Annotated in this window: 16 protein-coding genes; 15 read left to right on the top strand and 1 reads right to left on the bottom strand. The window is 70.3% G+C overall.

All coding sequences use genetic code 11. The features are described 5' to 3' along the window. Nucleotides 1–47 precede the first annotated feature (47 nt). Nucleotides 48–398 (bottom strand): DUF1844 domain-containing protein, encoded by a 351-nt coding sequence (locus tag DEJ17_RS09970; protein WP_110862360.1) that lies wholly within the window; start codon nucleotides 396–398, stop codon nucleotides 48–50. Between the two features lie 284 nt (nucleotides 399–682). On the opposite strand from DEJ17_RS09970, the gene infC reads away from it, so the two are divergent. From infC to tyrS, 15 genes are all read left to right on the top strand, one after another. Then, the gene (gene infC, locus DEJ17_RS09965) at nucleotides 683–1357 is read left to right on the top strand and encodes a translation initiation factor IF-3 (RefSeq protein WP_110893506.1); all 675 of its coding nucleotides are present in this window, start codon (nucleotides 683–685) and stop codon (nucleotides 1355–1357) included. A 60-nt stretch (nucleotides 1358–1417) separates the two neighbouring features. Further along, nucleotides 1418–1612, top strand: a complete 195-nt coding sequence (rpmI, locus tag DEJ17_RS09960) for a 50S ribosomal protein L35 (protein ID WP_017887976.1) — start codon at nucleotides 1418–1420, stop codon at nucleotides 1610–1612. 28 nt (nucleotides 1613–1640) lie between these two features. Continuing rightward, nucleotides 1641–2024 carry a 50S ribosomal protein L20 gene (gene rplT / locus DEJ17_RS09955; RefSeq protein WP_017887975.1) on the top strand — a complete coding sequence of 128 codons (384 nt, stop codon included), beginning with the start codon at nucleotides 1641–1643 and terminating at the stop codon, nucleotides 2022–2024. Nucleotides 2025–2089: 65 nt separating this feature from the next. Continuing rightward, the gene (locus DEJ17_RS09950; protein WP_110893504.1) at nucleotides 2090–2941 is read left to right on the top strand and encodes an RNA methyltransferase; all 852 of its coding nucleotides are present in this window, start codon (nucleotides 2090–2092) and stop codon (nucleotides 2939–2941) included. Between the two features lie 92 nt (nucleotides 2942–3033). Further along, entirely contained in the window at nucleotides 3034–4074 is a 1041-nt protein-coding gene (gene pheS, locus DEJ17_RS09945) for a phenylalanine--tRNA ligase subunit alpha (protein ID WP_027466550.1), read from the top strand. Next, a complete protein-coding gene (gene pheT / locus DEJ17_RS09940; RefSeq protein WP_110893502.1) occupies nucleotides 4074–6566 on the top strand; it encodes a phenylalanine--tRNA ligase subunit beta in 2493 nt (830 codons plus the stop codon). Before pheS ends, pheT begins: the two co-directional genes overlap by 1 nt. A 77-nt stretch (nucleotides 6567–6643) precedes the next feature. Then, the gene (locus tag DEJ17_RS09935; protein ID WP_110893500.1) at nucleotides 6644–7741 is read left to right on the top strand and encodes an N-acetyl-gamma-glutamyl-phosphate reductase; all 1098 of its coding nucleotides are present in this window, start codon (nucleotides 6644–6646) and stop codon (nucleotides 7739–7741) included. Then, complete coding sequence (gene argJ / locus DEJ17_RS09930; RefSeq protein WP_110893497.1) at nucleotides 7738–8937, top strand: bifunctional glutamate N-acetyltransferase/amino-acid acetyltransferase ArgJ; 1200 nt, start codon at nucleotides 7738–7740, stop codon at nucleotides 8935–8937. The genes DEJ17_RS09935 and argJ overlap by 4 nt, the downstream gene beginning before the upstream one ends. Beyond that, complete coding sequence (gene argB, locus DEJ17_RS09925; protein ID WP_110893494.1) at nucleotides 8937–9989, top strand: acetylglutamate kinase; 1053 nt, start codon at nucleotides 8937–8939, stop codon at nucleotides 9987–9989. The genes argJ and argB overlap by 1 nt, the downstream gene beginning before the upstream one ends. Then, nucleotides 9986–11209 (top strand): acetylornithine transaminase, encoded by a 1224-nt coding sequence (locus tag DEJ17_RS09920; RefSeq protein ID WP_110893492.1) that lies wholly within the window; start codon nucleotides 9986–9988, stop codon nucleotides 11207–11209. The genes argB and DEJ17_RS09920 overlap by 4 nt, the downstream gene beginning before the upstream one ends. Continuing rightward, on the top strand, nucleotides 11206–12129 hold the full coding sequence (gene argF, locus DEJ17_RS09915) for an ornithine carbamoyltransferase (protein WP_110893490.1): 924 nt from the start codon (nucleotides 11206–11208) through the stop codon (nucleotides 12127–12129). The genes DEJ17_RS09920 and argF overlap by 4 nt, the downstream gene beginning before the upstream one ends. Nucleotides 12130–12146: 17 nt before the next feature. Then, complete coding sequence (locus DEJ17_RS09910) at nucleotides 12147–13343, top strand: argininosuccinate synthase (RefSeq protein WP_110893488.1); 1197 nt, start codon at nucleotides 12147–12149, stop codon at nucleotides 13341–13343. 59 nt (nucleotides 13344–13402) lie between these two features. Continuing rightward, nucleotides 13403–14839, top strand: a complete 1437-nt coding sequence (gene argH / locus DEJ17_RS09905; protein ID WP_110893486.1) for an argininosuccinate lyase — start codon at nucleotides 13403–13405, stop codon at nucleotides 14837–14839. Next, the gene (locus DEJ17_RS09900; RefSeq protein ID WP_110893484.1) at nucleotides 14836–15531 is read left to right on the top strand and encodes a DNA-3-methyladenine glycosylase; all 696 of its coding nucleotides are present in this window, start codon (nucleotides 14836–14838) and stop codon (nucleotides 15529–15531) included. The genes argH and DEJ17_RS09900 overlap by 4 nt, the downstream gene beginning before the upstream one ends. Before the next feature lie 66 nt (nucleotides 15532–15597). Then, nucleotides 15598–16911, top strand: coding sequence for a tyrosine--tRNA ligase (tyrS, locus tag DEJ17_RS09895; protein ID WP_110893482.1), 1314 nt, complete (start codon nucleotides 15598–15600; stop codon nucleotides 16909–16911). The last annotated feature ends 470 nt before the right edge of the window (nucleotides 16912–17381 follow it).

The raw sequence follows: 17381 nt of genomic DNA, 5'->3' as shown, positions 1-17381 counted from the left end.
GTGGCGACACCGTCACGGGCCTCCCGTCCGTCATCGGGTGACGTCGTCTAGTTGACGGGGCCCGTGTACTTCTCGCCCGGTCCGGCACCGATCGCGTCCGGGATCGCCGACGCCTCGCGGAAGGCGAGCTGGAGCGACCGCAGTCCGTCGCGGAGCGGACGGGCGTGGTGGTCGCCGATCTCGGTCGCGGCGGCGGTGACCAGGCCGGCCAGCGCGGTGATGAGCTTCCGCGCCTCGTCCAGGTCCGTCTGCTCCTGCGGGTCGTCGGCGAGGCCGACCTTCACGGCCGCGGCACTGAGCAGGTGCACCGCGACGGTGTTGATGAGTTCGACCGCCGGCACCTCCGCGATGTCCCTGGCGGCGTCGATGCCGGTGTCGTCGATCGGGGTGTCGCTCACGGTGCTCCTCTGCTAGGCTTGCCCGCGGCAGATGCTGTCCGTGTGCCATCAGGTTTCCTGATCACATCCGGACGGTGTCATGAAAGAGGAGTCTCTCCCACCCGCGGCCGCGTTCCACCAGGCTACCGGGTCACCACCGCTCCACGAGTGCACGTGTTGCTCTCGTCGGCCGGATCCCACGGATCCGGTGCAGGGCGGCTGCCGAACGGGTCGACATCCCGTGCGTCAGATCTCCTCTCTCGTGCTGTCGTCCAGGGCAAACGCCCCGGACGGCCACCACCTGATTGAAGGAGCTCCGCATCACCGATCCCCGTACCAACGACCGAATCCGCGTTCCCGAAGTCCGACTCGTCGGTCCGCAGGGTGAGCAGGTCGGCGTTGTCCCGATCGCCATGGCACTGCGTCTCGCGCAGGAAGCCGAACTGGATCTGGTCGAGGTCGCGCCGAACTCGAAGCCGCCCGTGGCCAAGATCATGGACTACGGCAAGTTCAAGTACGAGGCCGCTCAGAAGGCCAAGGAAGCCCGTCGCAACCAGGTGAACACGGACCTGAAAGAGGTCCGTTTCCGCCTGAAGATCGACGTGCACGACTACGAGACGAAGCGCAAGCGCGCCGAGGGGTTCCTCCTCGGCGGCGACAAGGTGAAGGCGATGATCCTCTTCCGTGGCCGCGAGCAGTCGCGTCCGGAGCAGGGTGTCCGTCTCCTCCAGAAGTTCGCGGAAGAGATCGCCGAGTTCGGTGTCGTCGAGTCGCGTCCGACCCAGGACGGTCGCAACATGACGATGATCATCGCCCCGCTCAAGAACAAGTCCGACGTCAAGGGCGAGCAGAACGCCAAGCGTGCTGCACAGAAGGCCGAGCGTCGTGCCACCGAGCACGCCGCGAAGGGCAAGGACGAGGCCGCGGCCGGTTCCACGTCCGAGGCAGCTGCGGAATCCACGGACGCCGCGGCCGAATAGGTCCCCGGACCGACCCCGCAACGACGCGGCCCCCCATCCATCCCACGGAAAGGCACCACCATGCCCAAGCAGAAGACCCACTCCGGGTCGAAGAAGCGCTTCAAGGTCACCGGCACCGGCAAGATCATGAAGCAGCAGGCCGGTATGCGTCACAACCTCGAGGTCAAGAGCTCCAAGCGCAAGGCCCGCCTGAACGAGGACCAGGTCCTCTCCAAGGGTGACGCGAAGAACGTCAAGAAGCTCCTCGGCCACTGAGCCCCGCAGATCGTAAAGGAATAGTGCAATGGCACGAGTAAAGAGAGCGGTCAACGCCGCCAAGAAGCGCCGCGTCATCCTCGAACGCGCCGAGGGCTACCGCGGCCAGCGTTCGCGCCTGTACCGCAAGGCCAAGGAGCAGGTCACCCACTCCCTCGTCTACGCGTATCGCGACCGTCACGCGAAGAAGGGCGAGTTCCGTCGCCTGTGGATCCAGCGCATCAACGCTGCGTCCCGTGCGAACGGCCTGACCTACAACCGCCTCATCCAGGGTCTCAACCTGGCCGGCGTCGAGGTCGACCGTCGCATCCTCGCCGACCTCGCGGTGAACAACCCCGAGACCTTCACCGCGCTCGTCGAGACCGCGAAGAAGGCCCTCCCGGCCGACACCTCGGCCCCGAAGGCTGCGTAGTCAGTTCTTCTGCTCGCGAAACCCCCGCCGCACGGCGGGGGTTTCGTCGTTCCTAGACTTGTCCCGTGAGCGATCTCCTCGAGAACCCCCGTGCCGGACGTGTGAAGGCCGTTGCGGCCCTGGCCAAGAAGGACGTCCGGGCCGAGACCGGCCTGTTCCTGCTGGAAGGGCCCCAAGCGGTCCGCGAAGCGCTGGAGTACGCCCCGGAGCTCCTGCGTGAGCTCTACGTCACGCCGACCGCCGCTGCCCGCTACGCGCTGGACGACGCGCCGGTGGACACCTGGTTCGTGACCGAGCAGGTGCTCGACGCCATGGCCGACACGGTCACCCCCCAGGGCGTGGTGGCGGTGTGTCAGCAGTTCCCGACGTCGGTGAAGGACGTCTTCCCCGACCGTGCTGCGTCTGCCGCCGGCCGGGAGGCCCGTGGTGCGTCCGACGAGCAGGCAGCGTTGCCCGGACTGGTCGCCATCCTCGAAGAGGTGCGGGATCCGGGGAACGCCGGCACGATCATCCGGGCCGCCGACGCGGCCGGTGCCGACGCGGTGGTGCTGACCGGCCGGTCGGTGGACCCGTACAACCCGAAGGTCGTCCGCTCGACGACCGGGTCGCTGTTCCACGTCCCGGTGTCCGTCGGCGTGACCCTGGCCGACACGATCGAGCGGGCGAAGGCCCTCGGGTACACGGTGCTCGCGGCGGACGTCTCCGGCGACGACCTGCCGGTGGTCCGCGCCGAGGGGATGCTCGACGGACCGACCGCGTGGGTCTTCGGCAACGAGGCCCGCGGACTCACCGCCGACGACCTGGCGCTCGTCGACCGGGCCGTCAAGGTGCCGATCTACGGGCAGGCGGAGTCGATGAACCTCGCCACCGCTGCGTCGGTGTGCCTGTACGAGTCGGCCTTCGCGCTCCGGAGCTGACACTCCTCAACAGACCGGTCGTCGGTACCGACCATCCACCGTCCGCTCGGTGCAGGTGGGTGGTATCCCGACGGCCGGTAGGCTTGGGTCTCGTGTCAGAACCTCTCGAGATCAGCGAATCGGCCGTCGCCGACGCGGTGGACGCGGCCCTCGCCGCCGTCCGTGCCACGACGACGGTCGCCGAACTGAAGCAGGCCAGGGCCGAGCACACCGGTGAGCAGTCACCGTTGGCGCGGATGAACGCATCGATGCGCAGTGTGCCGCCGGAGCAGAAGGCCGCGGCGGGCAAGCTCGTCGGGCAGGCTCGCGGGCGGGTGAACGCGGCGATCGCCGAGCAGGAATCCGTCCTCGCGGTGGCCGAGGAGCGCGCACGGCTCGAAGCCGAGCGCGTCGACGTCACCGCGTTGCCGGTCCACCGCGCAACCGGCTCCCGCCACCCGCTCTCGCTGCTGAACGAAGCCGTCGCCGACATCTTCGTCGGCATGGGGTGGGAAGTGGCGGAAGGCCCCGAGCTCGAGCACGAGTGGTTCAACTTCGACGCGCTGAACTTCGACCAGGACCACCCGGCCCGGGCCATGGCGGACACGATCTTCGTCGAGCCCGTCGACCGGCACCTGGTCATGCGCACCCACACCTCGCCGGTGCAGGTGCGGTCGCTGCTGTCGCGTGACCTCCCGCTGTACGTCATCGCGCCGGGTCGCGTCTACCGTGCCGACGAGCTCGACGCCACGCACCTGCCGGTCTTCACCCAGGTCGAGGGCATCGCGATCGACAAGGGCCTGACGATGGCGCACCTGCGCGGCACGCTCGAGCACTTCGCCCGGCAGATGTTCGGCGCCGAGGCGCAGATCCGGCTCCGCCCGAACTACTTCCCGTTCACCGAGCCCAGCGCCGAGATGGACGTCTGGCAGCCGAACGCCAAGGGTGGCGCGCGGTGGGTCGAGTGGGGTGGCTGCGGCATGGTCAACCCCAACGTCCTGCGTGCCGCCGGCATCGACCCGGACGAGTACCAGGGCTTCGCGTTCGGCATGGGCATCGAGCGGACACTGCAGTTCCGCAACGGCCTGAACGACATGCGTGACTTCCTCGAGGGCGACATCCGCTTCTCGCAGCAGTTCGGAACGGTGGTCTGATGCGCGTCCCACTCCGTTGGCTCGGTGAGTCCGTCGACCTCCCCGACGACGTCACCCTCGAGCACGTCCACGCGGCGCTCGTGTCGGTCGGCTTCGAGGAAGAGGACGTCCACACCTTCGATCTGACCGGACCCATCGTGGTCGGTCGGGTCCTCGAGCGCGTCCCCGAGCCGCAGAAGAACGGCAAGACCATCAACTGGTGCCAGGTGGACGTCGGCGAAGCCGAACCCCGCGGCATCGTCTGCGGCGCGCACAACTTCGACGTCGGCGACCTCGTCGTCGTCACGCTGCCCGGCGCAGTCCTGCCCGGGCCGTTCCCGATCGCCGCCCGCAAGACCTACGGGCACGTGTCCGACGGCATGATCGCCTCGGCCCGCGAGCTCGGGCTGGGCGACGAGCACGACGGCATCCTGCGCTTCGCCGACCTCGGCATGGATCCGTCGGTCGGCGCCGACGCGATCGCGCTCCTCGGCCTCGACGACGCCGCGGTCGAGATCAACGTCACGCCGGACCGCGGGTACGTGCTCAGCATGCGCGGGGTCGCTCGCGAGTACGCGCACGCCACCGGAGCGACCTTCCACGACCCGGTCGGCCGCGTCGCACCGCGTTCGGCCGAGGGGTTCCGGGTCACGATCGACGACCAGGCCCCGATCCGGGGTCGTGTCGGAGCGTCGACGTTCGTCACACGTGTCGTCCGGGGGATCGACCCCGCCGCGAAGACACCGTCCTGGATGGTGTCGCGCCTGTCCCTGGCTGGCGTGCGCTCCATCTCACTGCCCGTCGACATCACGAACTACGTCATGTTCGAGCTCGGCCAGCCGCTGCACGGCTACGACCTGCAGACCATCGCGGGCGGCCTCGGCGTGCGCCGCGCGACCGCTGGCGAGACGCTCGAGACCCTCGACGGCACCGTCCGGAAGCTCGACCCCGAAGACCTCGTCATCACCGACGACGACGGTCCCGTCGGCCTCGCCGGTGTCATGGGCGGAGCCCGCACCGAGATCTCGGCGGGCACGACCGACGTCCTGATCGAGGCCGCCGGGTTCGACCAGGTCTCCATCGCCCGCACCGCTCGTCGCCACAAGCTCCCCAGCGAGGCATCCCGTCGCTTCGAGCGAGGGGTCGACCCGCAGGTGGCCGAGGCCGCGGCGAACCGTGCCGTCGAGCTCCTCGTCGAGCTCGCCGGCGGCACCGCTGACGCCCTCGGGTCGACGCTCGTCGACACCGAGCCGCGGGCGACCGTGACGATGCGACTCTCCCGCCCGGCCGAGCTCGTCGGCGTCGAGTACACCGACGCCGAGGTCATCGACACGCTCCGTGCGGTCGGCGCCACGGTCCAGGCCGACGGTCAGCAGCTCGCGGTCACCCCGCCCACCTGGCGCCCCGACCTGACCGACGACACCACCCTCGTCGAAGAGGTCGCGCGCATCGTCGGCTACAACCGGATCCCGAGCGTGCTGCCGGTCGCTCCGCCCGGTCGGGGCCTGACCCGGCATCAGCAGGCTCGTCGTCGGGTTGCCTCGGCGCTGGCCGCGGCGGGCCTGACCGAGGTCGTCACGGCACCGTTCGTGTCGGCGGCCACGCAGGACGCCTACCCGGGGATCGACCCGCAGGGCGGACCGAGCGTCGTGCTCGCCAACGCCCTGGACAGCGAGCAGAACCTCCTGCGCCGCAGCGGCGTGCCGGCCCTGGTCGACGCCGCCCGTCGCAACGTGTCGCGCGGGCTCGTCGACGTCGCGCTCTACGAGACGTCCCGGGTGTTCCTGCCGGTGACGGGCGTGACGCTCGGCACCGACGAGGTCCCGGCGGGCGCCGCCCGGCCCGACCGCGCAACGCTCGAGGCGCTGGACGCCTCGCTGCCCGCCCAGCCCTTCCACGTCGCCGCACTGCTCGCCGGCCACCGGGTCGTCAAGCAGCCCGGCACCACGGCAGAACCGTTCGGCATCGCCGACGCGATCGACGCGGCCCGCCAGGTCGCCTGGGCCGTCGGGGTGGAACTGACCGTCGCGCAGACGACCCACCCGTCCCTGCACCCGGGCCGTGCCGCGTCGCTGCTCGTCGGCGGCTCGGTCGTGGGCCTCGCAGGAGAGCTCCTGCCCGAACTGGCCGAGGCCGCCGTCCTGCCCCGCGTGGTGGCGGTCGTCGAGCTCGACCTCGACGCACTGGTCGCCGCGGCCCCGGAACTCGTCGCGGTCGCGCCGATCGTCTCCTACCCGGCAGCCACGCAGGACCTCTCCCTCGTCGTCGACGCCGACGTGCCGGCCGGTGACGTGCTGGATGCGGTGCGCTCTGGCGCCGGAGACCTGTTGGAGTATGCTCGGCTCGTGGATGACTACCGGGGCTCCGGCGTGGACGAGGGACAGAAGTCCCTGACGTTCGCCCTGCGCTTCCGTGCCACGGACCGCACCCTGACCGCTGCCGAGGCCACCGAGGCCCGTGACGGCGCTGTCCGACGTGCCGGCGAGCGATTCGGGGCGACCCTGCGCGACTGACCCACACGGGATCAGCACCGCCCGGGGTCGCCGCCTCCGACTCTCTCGACGACCAGTCCGACCAAAGGTGGAATCCCATGTCCGTATCCGTCGCCGTGGCGGGAGCCTCCGGCTACGCGGGTGGTGAGCTCCTGCGCGTGCTCTCCGCCCACCCCGAGTTCGAGGTCAGGACGGTGACGGCGTTCTCGAACGCCGGACAGCCCCTGATCGCGACGCAGCCGCACCTCCGTTCGCTGTCGCACCTGACCCTGGCGGAGACGACGGCCGAGACGCTGCGCGGGCACGACGTGGTCTTCCTGGCGCTGCCGCACGGCCAGTCGGGTGCGATCACCGCGGAACTCGGCGACGACGCGCTCGTCATCGACTGCGGCGCGGACCACCGTCTGACGGACCCGGCGGCGTGGGATCGGTTCTACGGCGGCGACTACTTCGGCGCGTGGACCTACGGCCTGCCGGAGCTCCTGCTCGCGGCGCCCACCCCCGGATCGGCCGAGGAATGGCGTGACGTCGACGACATCGCGTCGCAGGGCAAGCAGCGTTCCGCCCTGGTCGGTACGAAGCGCATCGCGGTCCCCGGCTGCAACGTCACCGCGGTCACGCTCGGCATCCAGCCGGGCATCCAGGCGGGCCTCGTCGAGTCGGACGACCTCGTCGCGGTGCTCAGCGTCGGGCCGAGCGGTGCCGGCAAGAAGCTCAGCACCACCTACCTGGCCTCCGAGATCATGGGGTCCGCCAGCGCGTACGCCGTCGGGGGCACGCACCGGCACGTCCCCGAGATCCAGCAGAACCTGCAGGTCGCGGGAGCCTCCGACGTCACGATCTCGTTCACGCCGGTCCTCGTCCCGATGTCACGGGGGATCCTGGCGACCACGACCGCGAAGCTCTCGCCCGGTGTCAGCGCACGGGACGTCCGGCTCGCCTGGGAGCAGGCGTACGCCGACGAACCATTCGTGCACCTGCTGCCCGAGGGCGAGTTCCCCCGCGTCGCGGACACCATCGGCGCGAACACCGCGCTCGTCGGCATCGCGGTCGACGAGGCCGCCGGCCGTGTCGTCGCCGTGACTGCCCTCGACAACCTCGCCAAGGGCACGGCGGGCGCCGCCGTCCAGTCGGCCAACATCGCCCTCGGTCTCCCCGAGACCACGGGCCTCAGCGTGGACGGAGTCGCACCATGACCGACGCAGGCACGACCACCCAGACCGAGCCGGGCCTCCAGGGTGTCACCGCGGCAGCGGGCTTCCGCGCCGCCGGTGTCACCGCAGGCCTCAAGACGAGCGGCAAGCCGGACGTGGCCCTCGTCGTCAACGACGGCCCCGACGCGGCCGTGGCCGCCGTCTTCACCAGCAACCGAGCCCAGGCGCACCCCGTCATCTGGTCCCGCCAGGTCGTCGGGGACGGCGTCGCCCGTGCCGTCGTCCTGAACTCCGGCGGCGCGAACTGCTTCACCGGCCCGTTCGGCTTCCAGACCACGCACCTGACGGCCGAAGCCGTGGGCGACGCCCTCGGGATCGGAGCCGGCGACGTCGTCGTCTGCTCCACCGGGCTCATCGGTGTGGGCGACCAGACCTTCCGCGACAACGTGCTCCGTGGCGTCGACCTGGCGAGTGCGGCACTCAGCAGCGACGGCGGTCCGGACGCGGCGACCGCGATCATGACGACGGACACGAAGGCCAAGCAGTCCGTCGTGACCGAGGACGGCTGGACCGTCGGCGGCATGGCCAAGGGCGCCGGGATGCTCGCACCGGGCCTCGCGACGATGCTCGTCGTCATCACGACCGACGCCGTGCAGACGCCGGACCAGCTCGACCAGGCGCTCCGTGCCGCCACCCGCATCACGTTCGACCGGGTCGACTCCGACGGCTGCATGTCCACGAACGACACCGTCGTGCTGCTGTCGTCGGGTGCGAGTGGCGTGACGCCCGAGGTCGGTGACTTCCAGGAAGCCCTGACCGCGGTCTGCGCCGATCTGGCCCGCCAGCTGCAGCAGGACGCCGAGGGCGCGAGCCACGACATCGCGATCGAGGTCGTGCACGCCGCGACCGAGGACGACGCCGTGACCGTCGGACGGAGCGTCGCCCGGAACAACCTGTTCAAGGCGGCCGTCTTCGGCAACGACCCGAACTGGGGCCGGGTGCTCGCAGCGATCGGCACCACCGACGCCGAGTTCGACCCGTACGCGGTGGACGTCAGCATGAACGGCGTCCGGGTCTGCCACGCCGGGGCGCCCGACCAGCCGAGCGACACCGTCGACCTCACCCCGCGCGACACCCACGTGCGCATCGACCTCGCCGTCGGCACGCACTCGGCCACGATCCTGACCAACGACCTCACGCACGACTACGTGCACGAGAACAGCGCGTACTCCAGCTGATGGCGGCCGACACGAACGGGGCCGGCACGCCCCTCACGAAGGAAGAAGAACACGAGTTCGCCGCGGTCAAGGCCGCGACGCTCATCGAGTCGCTGCCCTGGCTCAAGCGGTTCTCCGGCAAGGTCGTCGTGGTCAAGTTCGGCGGCAACGCCATGGTGAACGAGGACCTGAAGCGCGCCTTCGCCGAGGACATGGTCTACCTGCGCTACGCCGGCCTGCACCCCGTCGTCGTGCACGGCGGTGGCCCGCAGATCTCCGCCGCGCTCAAGGAACAGGGCATCGAGTCCGAGTTCCGCGGCGGCTACCGCGTCACGACGACCGAGGCGATCACCGTCGTCCGAGACGTCCTGGCCGGCGAGGTCAACCGCGAGATCGTCGACTTGGTGAACGAACACGGCGAGGGCCTGGCCGTCGGCGTGTTCGGCGACGGCGGCTCGCTGTTCACCGGCGAGAAGAAGGGCGTCGTCGTCGACGGGCAGGAGTACGACCTCGGCCACGTCGGGGACATCACCCACGTCGATCCGTCCGGTGTGCTCGCCGCGATCGAGGCCGGCCGGATCCCGGTCGTCTCGAGCATCGCGATCGACGACGCGCACCCCGACCAGGCTCTCAACGTGAACGCGGACGCGGCGGCCGGAGCCCTGGCGATCGCGCTCCGGGCCTCGAAGCTCATGATGCTCACCGACGTCCCCGGGCTGTACCGCAACTGGCCCGACCGTGACTCGATCGTCGACCTCATCGCGGTCGACGAGCTCCGCGAACTCCTGCCGAGCCTTGCGTCGGGGATGATCCCGAAGATGACCGCGTGCCTCGACGCCGTGGTCGGCGGGGTCGGCGGCGCGACGATCATCGACGGCCGGATCCCGCACTCGATCCTGCTCGAGGTCTTCACCCTGCGGGGTGCGGGCACCGAGGTGATCCCGGACCCGAGCCGACGAACCGAGAACCAGATGACCCACGCCGAGATCGGCCGACGCGTGGCGTCACCGTCGATCGACAGCAGTACCGGCCAGCACGTGGCGGGTACGGACGAGAAGGGACACCAGCAGTGAGCACCGAGACGCAGACCGAGACCTGGAACGACCGGTTCGGGGCGTCGCTCATGCGATCCCTGACCCCGCCGAAGATCATGCTCGAGCGCGGCCAGGGCTGCCGCGTCTGGGACGTCGAGGGCAACGAGTACCTCGATTTCCTCGCCGGCATCGCGGTGAACTCGCTCGGCCACGCGCACCCCGCCCTCGTCGAGGCGATCGCCGACCAGGCCGCGAAGCTCGTGCACGTGTCGAACTACTTCGCCACCCCGCCGCAGCTCGAACTCGCCGAGCGCCTCAAGCGCATCAGCGGCGCGGGCGACGCAGGCCGTGTGTACTTCGGCAACTCCGGCGCCGAGGCGAACGAGGCAGCGTTCAAGCTGGCCCGTCTCAACAGGGGTGCGGACGGCACGAAGACGCGGATCCTCGCGCTCAAGCAGGGTTTCCACGGCCGCACCATGGGCGCGCTCGCGCTCACCGGCAAGCCAGCGCTGCAACAGGACTTCCTGCCGATGATCCCGGGCGTCGAGCACATCGATACCTCGATCGAGGCGCTCGAAGCGTCGATCGACGACACCGTCGCAGCCCTGGTCCTCGAACCCATCAAGGGCGAGGCCGGCGTGGTCGACCTGCCCGAGGGGTTCCTGCTGGCGGCACGACGCCTGACCGAGCAGCACGGCGCACTGCTGGTCCTCGACGAGATCCAGACGGGTGTCGGCCGGACCGGCAACTGGTTCGCGTTCCAGGGCCACGGTGTGACGCCGGACGCCATCACCGTCGCCAAGGGCATCGCCGGCGGGTTCCCGATCGGCGCCCTCGTCACGTTCGGCTGGGCCTCCGACTTGTTCTCGGCCGGGCAGCACGGTTCGACCTTCGGCGGCAACCCGCTCGGCACCCGTGTCGCCAACGCCGTGCTCGAGGAGATCGAGCGCGCCGACCTCGTCGCCGGTGCCGTCGTCAAGGGCGAACGGATCCGTGACGGCATCCGCGCCATCGGCTCACCGCTGGTGGAAGAGGTCCGCGGCACCGGCCTGCTCATCGGCGTCGGCCTGACCGGCCCGATCGGCCCGGCCGTCAACGCCGCCGCCCTCGAGCGTGGCCTCATCATCAACGCCCCCAACGAGTCGAGCCTGCGCATCGCGCCGCCGCTCATCGTGTCCGACGCCGAGATCGACGAGTTCCTGTCGATCCTCGCCCAGAGCCTCGCGGCCGTCGCCGCAACGCAGGAGCCCACCGCATGACCCGCCACTTCCTCCGCGACGACGACCTGAGCCAGGCCGAGCAGTCCGCGATCCTCGACATCGCCGACCGCATGAAGGCCGACCGGTGGGCGGAGAAGCCACTCGCCGGTCCGCAGAGCGTCGCCGTGATCTTCGACAAGTCGTCGACCCGTACCCGGGTGTCCTTCCACGTCGGTGTCTCCGACCTCGGCGGCAGCCCGCTGATCATCTCGACGGCGAACAGCCAGCTCGGCGGCAAGGAGACCCCGTCGGACACCGCGCGCGTGCTCGAGCGCATGGTGTCGGCGATCGTGTGGCGCACCTACGGCCAGGCCGGGCTCGAGGAGATGGCCGCCGGCACGACCGTCCCCGTCGTCAACGCGCTGTCCGACGACTTCCACCCCTGCCAGCTCCTCGCCGACCTGCTCACCATCCGTGAGCACCGCGGCACGCTCGCCGGGCAGACCGTGGCGTTCATCGGTGACGGTGCGAGCAACATGGCACAGTCGTACCTGCTCGCCGGTGCGACCGCGGGCATGCACGTGCGCGTGGCCGCCCCGGCCGAGTTCGCCCCGTCGGCCCAGGTCGTCACCGACGCTGAGGACCGCGCTGCCGTGACGGGCGGATCCGTCCTCGTCGTGACCGACCCGGTGGCCGCGGTCGCCGGCGCCGACGTCGTCGTCACCGACACCTGGGTGTCGATGGGCAAGGAGTCCGAGAAGCAGTCGCGCCTCGACACCTTCGCGGGGTACCGCGTCGACGACGCGCTCATGGCGCACGCCGCCGACGACGCCGTCTTCATGCACTGCCTGCCGGCCGACCGTGGGTTCGAAGTGACCGCGGACGTCATCGACGGCCCGCGCAGCATCATCTGGGACGAGGCGGAGAACCGTCTGCACGCCCAGAAGGCGCTGCTGGCGTGGCTGCTCGCCAACGACTAGCGACCGAGGGAACCCCAGTGGCTGACCGCGTCGTCCTCGCGTACTCCGGCGGTCTCGACACGTCCGTCGGGATCGGCTGGTTGCGCGACGCCACCGGCAAGGACGTGGTCGCACTCGTGGTCGACGTCGGCCAGGGCGGAGAAGACCTCGAGGCGGTCCGGCAGCGCGCACTCGACTGCGGTGCTGTCGAGTCGCTCGTCGTCGATGCCAAGGACGAGTTCGCCGACGAGTACATCGTGCCGGCGCTCCGGACCAACGCGCTCTACCAGAAGCGGTACCCGCTCGTCTCGGCGCTGAGCCGCCCGCTCATCGCGAAGCACCTCGCCCTGACGGCGAAGCAGCTCGGCGCCGACAGTGTCGCGCACGGCTCCACCGGCAAGGGCAACGACCAGGTCCGCTTCGAAGCCGCCGTCGCGGCGATCGCACCGGACCTCCGGACCGTCGCCCCGGTGCGGGACCTCGCCCTGACCCGCGACCGCGCCCTGGCGTACGCCCAGGAGCACGGGCTGCCGATCCAGCAGTCCGATCGGCAGCCGATCTCGGTCGACCAGAACGTGTGGGGCCGTGCCGTCGAGACCGGTCTCCTCGAGGACCCGTGGAACGCCCCCGCCGACGACCTGTACGCGACCACGCTCGACCCGGCGCTCCCGCAGCAGGCCGACGAGGTCACGATCACGTTCGACCGCGGGGTCCCGGTCGCCCTCGACGGGCAGCGGTTCAGCGTGCTGCGCATGGTGCAGGAACTCAACGCCGTCGCCGGCAAGCACGGGGTCGGGCGCATCGACGTCGTCGAGGACCGGGTCGTCGGCATCAAGTCCCGTGCGGTCTACGAGGCGCCGGCCGCGATCGCGCTCATCGCCGCGCACGAGGAGCTCGAGAGCCTCACCCTCGAGCGCGACGTCGCCCGGTTCAAACGTGGCGTCGAGTCCGAGTGGGCCGACCTGGTCTACGACGGCCTGTGGTTCGGCGGGCTCAAGCGCAGCCTCGACGCCTTCGTCGAACACACCCAGCAGCACGTCTCCGGCGACGTCCGGTTGCGGCTGCAGGGTGGGCGCGCCACGGTGACGGGCCGTCGGTCGGAACAGAGTCTGTACGACTTCGACCTGGCCACGTCCGACACCGGTGACGCGTTCGACCAGTCCGTGTCCAGGGGGTTCATCGAGCTCTGGTCACTGCCCAGCAAGATCTCCGCCCGCCGCGATGCGGCCAACTGACCCACGGCGAACGAGCCAGCCCCGCCCGCCCCAGCACCGACGAAACGACGCAGGACGACATGACCGACGAGAAGACCGACGCCACCAACACCGGTGCCCTCTGGGGCGGCCGCTTCGCCGACGGCCCGAGTGCGGCCCTCGCCGCGCTCTCGAAGTCGACGCACTTCGACTGGCAGCTCGCGCCCTACGACATCGCGGGATCACGGGCGCACGCCCGAGCGCTGCACACCGCGGGCTACCTGACGGCTGACGAGCTGGAACGCATGCTCGCCGGCCTCGACCGGCTCGAAGCGGCGCACGCCGACGGCACACTGCAGCCCGACGATTCCGACGAGGACGTCCACGGCGCCCTCGAACGCCTGCTCATCGCGGACCTCGGCCCCGAGCTCGGCGGTAAGCTCCGCGCGGGTCGCAGCCGCAACGACCAGATCGCCACCCTCGGCCGCATGCACATGCTCGACCACGGGCGGCGCATCGGTCGACTCGTGATCGACCTCGTCGATGCGATCACCCAGCAGGCCACCGAGCACCCGGACGCGATCATGCCGGGGCGCACCCACCTGCAGCATGCACAGCCCGTGCTCCTGGCCCACCACCTCCTCGCGCACGCCTGGCCGTTGGTGCGCGACCTCGAGCGCCTCCGCGACTGGGCGGGTCGCGCGAGCGTCAGCCCGTACGGTGCCGGTGCGCTGGCCGGCAGCTCCCTCGGACTCGACCCCGCCGCGATCGCCGCGGAGCTCGGCTTCGACCGCCCGGCTGACAACTCGATCGACGCCACCGCCGCCCGTGACGTCGTCGCCGAGTTCGCGTTCGTCCTCGCGCAGATCGGCATCGACGTCTCGCGCCTGTCGGAGGAGATCATCCTCTGGAACACGAAGGAGTTCGGTTTCGTCCGGCTCCACGACGCGTTCTCGACCGGCTCGAGCATCATGCCGCAGAAGAAGAACCCGGACATCGCCGAGCTCGCCCGGGGCAAGTCGGGGCGCCTGATCGGCAACCTGACCGGGCTCCTCGCGACCCTCAAGGGGCTGCCGCTGGCCTACAACCGCGACCTGCAGGAGGACAAGGAGCCGGTCTTCGACTCCGTCGCCACGCTCGAGGTCCTGTTGCCCGCGTTCACCGGCATGATCGCGACCCTGACCTTCGACACCGATCGGATGGCCGAGCTCGCGCCGCAGGGCTTCTCGCTCGCGACGGACGTCGCCGAGTGGCTGGTCCGTCAGGGCGTGCCGTTCCGGGATGCGCACGAGGTCTCCGGCGCGCTCGTCCGGTACTGCGAGGAGCGCGGCATCGAGCTCGACGAGCCGACCGACGACGAGTACCGCACAGTGTCCGAGCACCTCACGCCCGACGTCCGTTCCGTCCTGACCATCGAAGGCAGCGTCGCATCCCGCTCCGGCGTCGGTGGCACCGCACCCGACCGGGTCGCCGAGCAGCTCGGGTCCGTCACCCGCCGCGTCCGCGACCTGGCCGAGGGTGCGCCCTTCTCGCGATGACCCAGGGGATCGCCACCCTGCTCGCCGAGCCCGCCCCGATCGCCGCGCCGGCCCTGCTCGGCGCGACGATCGAGGGCCGTGGCGTGACGCTGCGCATCACCGAGGTCGAGGCCTACTTCGGCCCCACCGACCCGGGATCGCACGGGCACCGCGGGCCGACCGCCCGCAACCACCATCTGTTCGGCCCGCCCGGAACCCTGTACGCCTACCGCTCGTACGGCATCCACACCTGCGTCAACGTCGTGAGCGCGCCCGCTGGTACGTCATCGGGGTCGTTACTGCGCGGTGCACAGGTCGTCGACGGCGTCGACATCGCGCGAGCACGTCGGGGGCCGACCATCGCGGAGGTCGCGTTGGCACGCGGGCCCGGCAACCTCGGCGGTGCGCTCGGCGCGGTCCTCGGCGAGGACGACGGCACCTCGCTGCTCGACGGGTCCGGGCCGTTCGTGCTCACCCTGGCACCCGGCCTGGAGGCCCGGATCGCCTCCGCCGGACCGGCCCACGTGATCGACGAGCTCCTGTCCGAGACCATGGCCGGTCCGGGCGCGGGCGCTGCGGTCCCGCGGATCTCGCGCGGTCCGCGAACCGGCGTCGGCGGCATCGCCGGCGGGGCGCGGTACCCCTGGCGCTTCTGGCTGACGGGTGACCCCACGGTCTCGACGTACCGACGGCACAAGGGCGCCCTCGACTGACGGAGTGGACCCGGGCCTCCCGGCCGACAGCGCCTGCCGGACGTCCGTCGCCGCTACGATGGCGGGGTGTCCAGTGATACCGCTCAAGACGTCCTGACGCGCCAGCAGAACGACCCCGCCTTCGACTCGGTGTGGGACGAGCTGCAGTGGCGCGGTCTGGTGCAGGTCTCGACCGACGAGGCCGCGCTCAAGGAAGCGCTCGACGGTGACCCGATCACGTACTACTGCGGCTTCGACCCGACGGCGCCCTCGCTGCACTGCGGCAACCTGCTGCAGCTCCTGACGATGCGGCGGCTGCAGCTCGCCGGGCACAAGCCGCTCGCACTGGTCGGTGGGTCGACCGGGCTCATCGGCGATCCGCGTCCCACGGCCGAGCGCACCCTGAACACCCCGGAGACCGTGGCCGAGTGGGTGTCCCGACTGCAGACCCAGGTGTCCAGGTTCCTCAGTCCGGACGGCGACAACGGCGTCCGGCTGGTGAACAACCTCGACTGGACCGCCCCGCTGTCCGCCATCGACTTCCTGCGCGACGTCGGCAAGTACTTCCGCGTCAACTCGATGCTCAAGAAGGACGCGGTGGCGGCGCGCCTGAACTCCGACGCGGGGATCAGCTACACGGAGTTCAGCTACCAGATCCTGCAGGGGCTCGACTACCGCGAACTCTGGCGGCAGTACGGGTGCACGCTGCAGACCGGCGGCTCGGACCAGTGGGGCAACCTGACCTCCGGCACGGAGCTCATCCGTCGTGCCGAAGGTGCCACCGTGCACGCCCTCGGGACCCCGCTCATCACGAACTCCGACGGCACGAAGTTCGGCAAGAGCGAGGGCAACGCGATCTGGCTCGATGCCGAGATGACCTCGCCGTACGCGCTGTACCAGTTCTGGCTCAACACGGCAGATGCCGACGTGATCGCCCGACTGCGGGAGTTCACGTTCCTGACGCGGGCCGAGATCGAACGGCTCGAGCGAGCCGTCGCGGACGAACCCTTCCGGCGCGAAGCCCAGCGGACCCTGGCGTTCGAGGTCACCTTGATCGTGCACGGGGTGGCGGCGACCCGGTCCGCGATCGACGCCGCGGCCGCGCTGTTCGGCAACGGAGACCTCGGTGCCCTCGACGCGGAGACCCTGCGATCGGCGATCGCCGAGCTGCCCGGATCCGTGACACTCGAGCGCGGAGCGGACGTCGCCCGAGCGCTGGTGGAGACCGAACTCGTGAAGTCCCTCGGTGAAGCCCGCCGCGCGATCGACCAGGGCGGTGTCTACGTGAACAACGTCCGGGCTGAAGACCCGGCCACCCCGCTGTCCGACCTCACCCTGCCCGGGGGAGTGCTCGTGCTCCGTCGCGGCAAGAAGACCCTCGCCGGTGTGACGCTCGGTTGACCCCGGTCGCTCGACCCCCTCGCGATGCCCGGTTCCCTGTGGAACCGGGCATTCGTGCGTCCGGTCGACGCGTGTTGCACAACGCGACACGCCCGGGATGGGGGCTGGCTTGGCGCACCCGCTCAGGGCTGCGTATAGTTCTTACTCGTCACCCCAAAGGTGCGGCAGAGCGGCTGGAGCGAAAGCCCAGAGCACGCCGGCCCTCAAGCGGGACCATCCTCCACTGAAGTTCAGATCAGGCCTTGCGCCGGATCGCTTCGACGCCTAGGATGACAAGCCCACCGGTTCTCTCCCCTCGGGATGAGCCACTGGACCTCCGGGTCCGACGAATCACCGGTGGCAAGCCAAGAACACAAGCCTTGTGGCTGAAGCTCGAACTCGAGCTGAGGAGCAAGTGCGTCTGGTCCTTGAGAACTCAACAGCGTGCACATTGTCAATGCCAATTTATTGATTGACCTCGTGCCTGGTCG

The organism is Curtobacterium sp. MCSS17_011 (genome assembly GCF_003224275.1).
Classification (GTDB): Bacteria; Actinomycetota; Actinomycetes; order Actinomycetales; family Microbacteriaceae; genus Curtobacterium.
Note: the sequence above shows the minus strand (reverse complement) of the source record. Positions and strands in the feature narration are given on the sequence as shown.

Coding starts and splice junctions, on each gene's coding strand:
- argH (WP_110893486.1), top strand. CDS start 13,403: ATGACCGACGAGAAGACCGACGCCACCAACACCGGTGCCCTCTGGGGC.
- rpmI (WP_017887976.1), top strand. CDS start 1,418: ATGCCCAAGCAGAAGACCCACTCCGGGTCGAAGAAGCGCTTCAAGGTC.
- pheT (WP_110893502.1), top strand. CDS start 4,074: ATGCGCGTCCCACTCCGTTGGCTCGGTGAGTCCGTCGACCTCCCCGAC.
- argJ (WP_110893497.1), top strand. CDS start 7,738: ATGACCGACGCAGGCACGACCACCCAGACCGAGCCGGGCCTCCAGGGT.
- argF (WP_110893490.1), top strand. CDS start 11,206: ATGACCCGCCACTTCCTCCGCGACGACGACCTGAGCCAGGCCGAGCAG.
- rplT (WP_017887975.1), top strand. CDS start 1,641: ATGGCACGAGTAAAGAGAGCGGTCAACGCCGCCAAGAAGCGCCGCGTC.
- DEJ17_RS09935 (WP_110893500.1), top strand. CDS start 6,644: ATGTCCGTATCCGTCGCCGTGGCGGGAGCCTCCGGCTACGCGGGTGGT.
- argB (WP_110893494.1), top strand. CDS start 8,937: ATGGCGGCCGACACGAACGGGGCCGGCACGCCCCTCACGAAGGAAGAA.
- DEJ17_RS09900 (WP_110893484.1), top strand. CDS start 14,836: ATGACCCAGGGGATCGCCACCCTGCTCGCCGAGCCCGCCCCGATCGCC.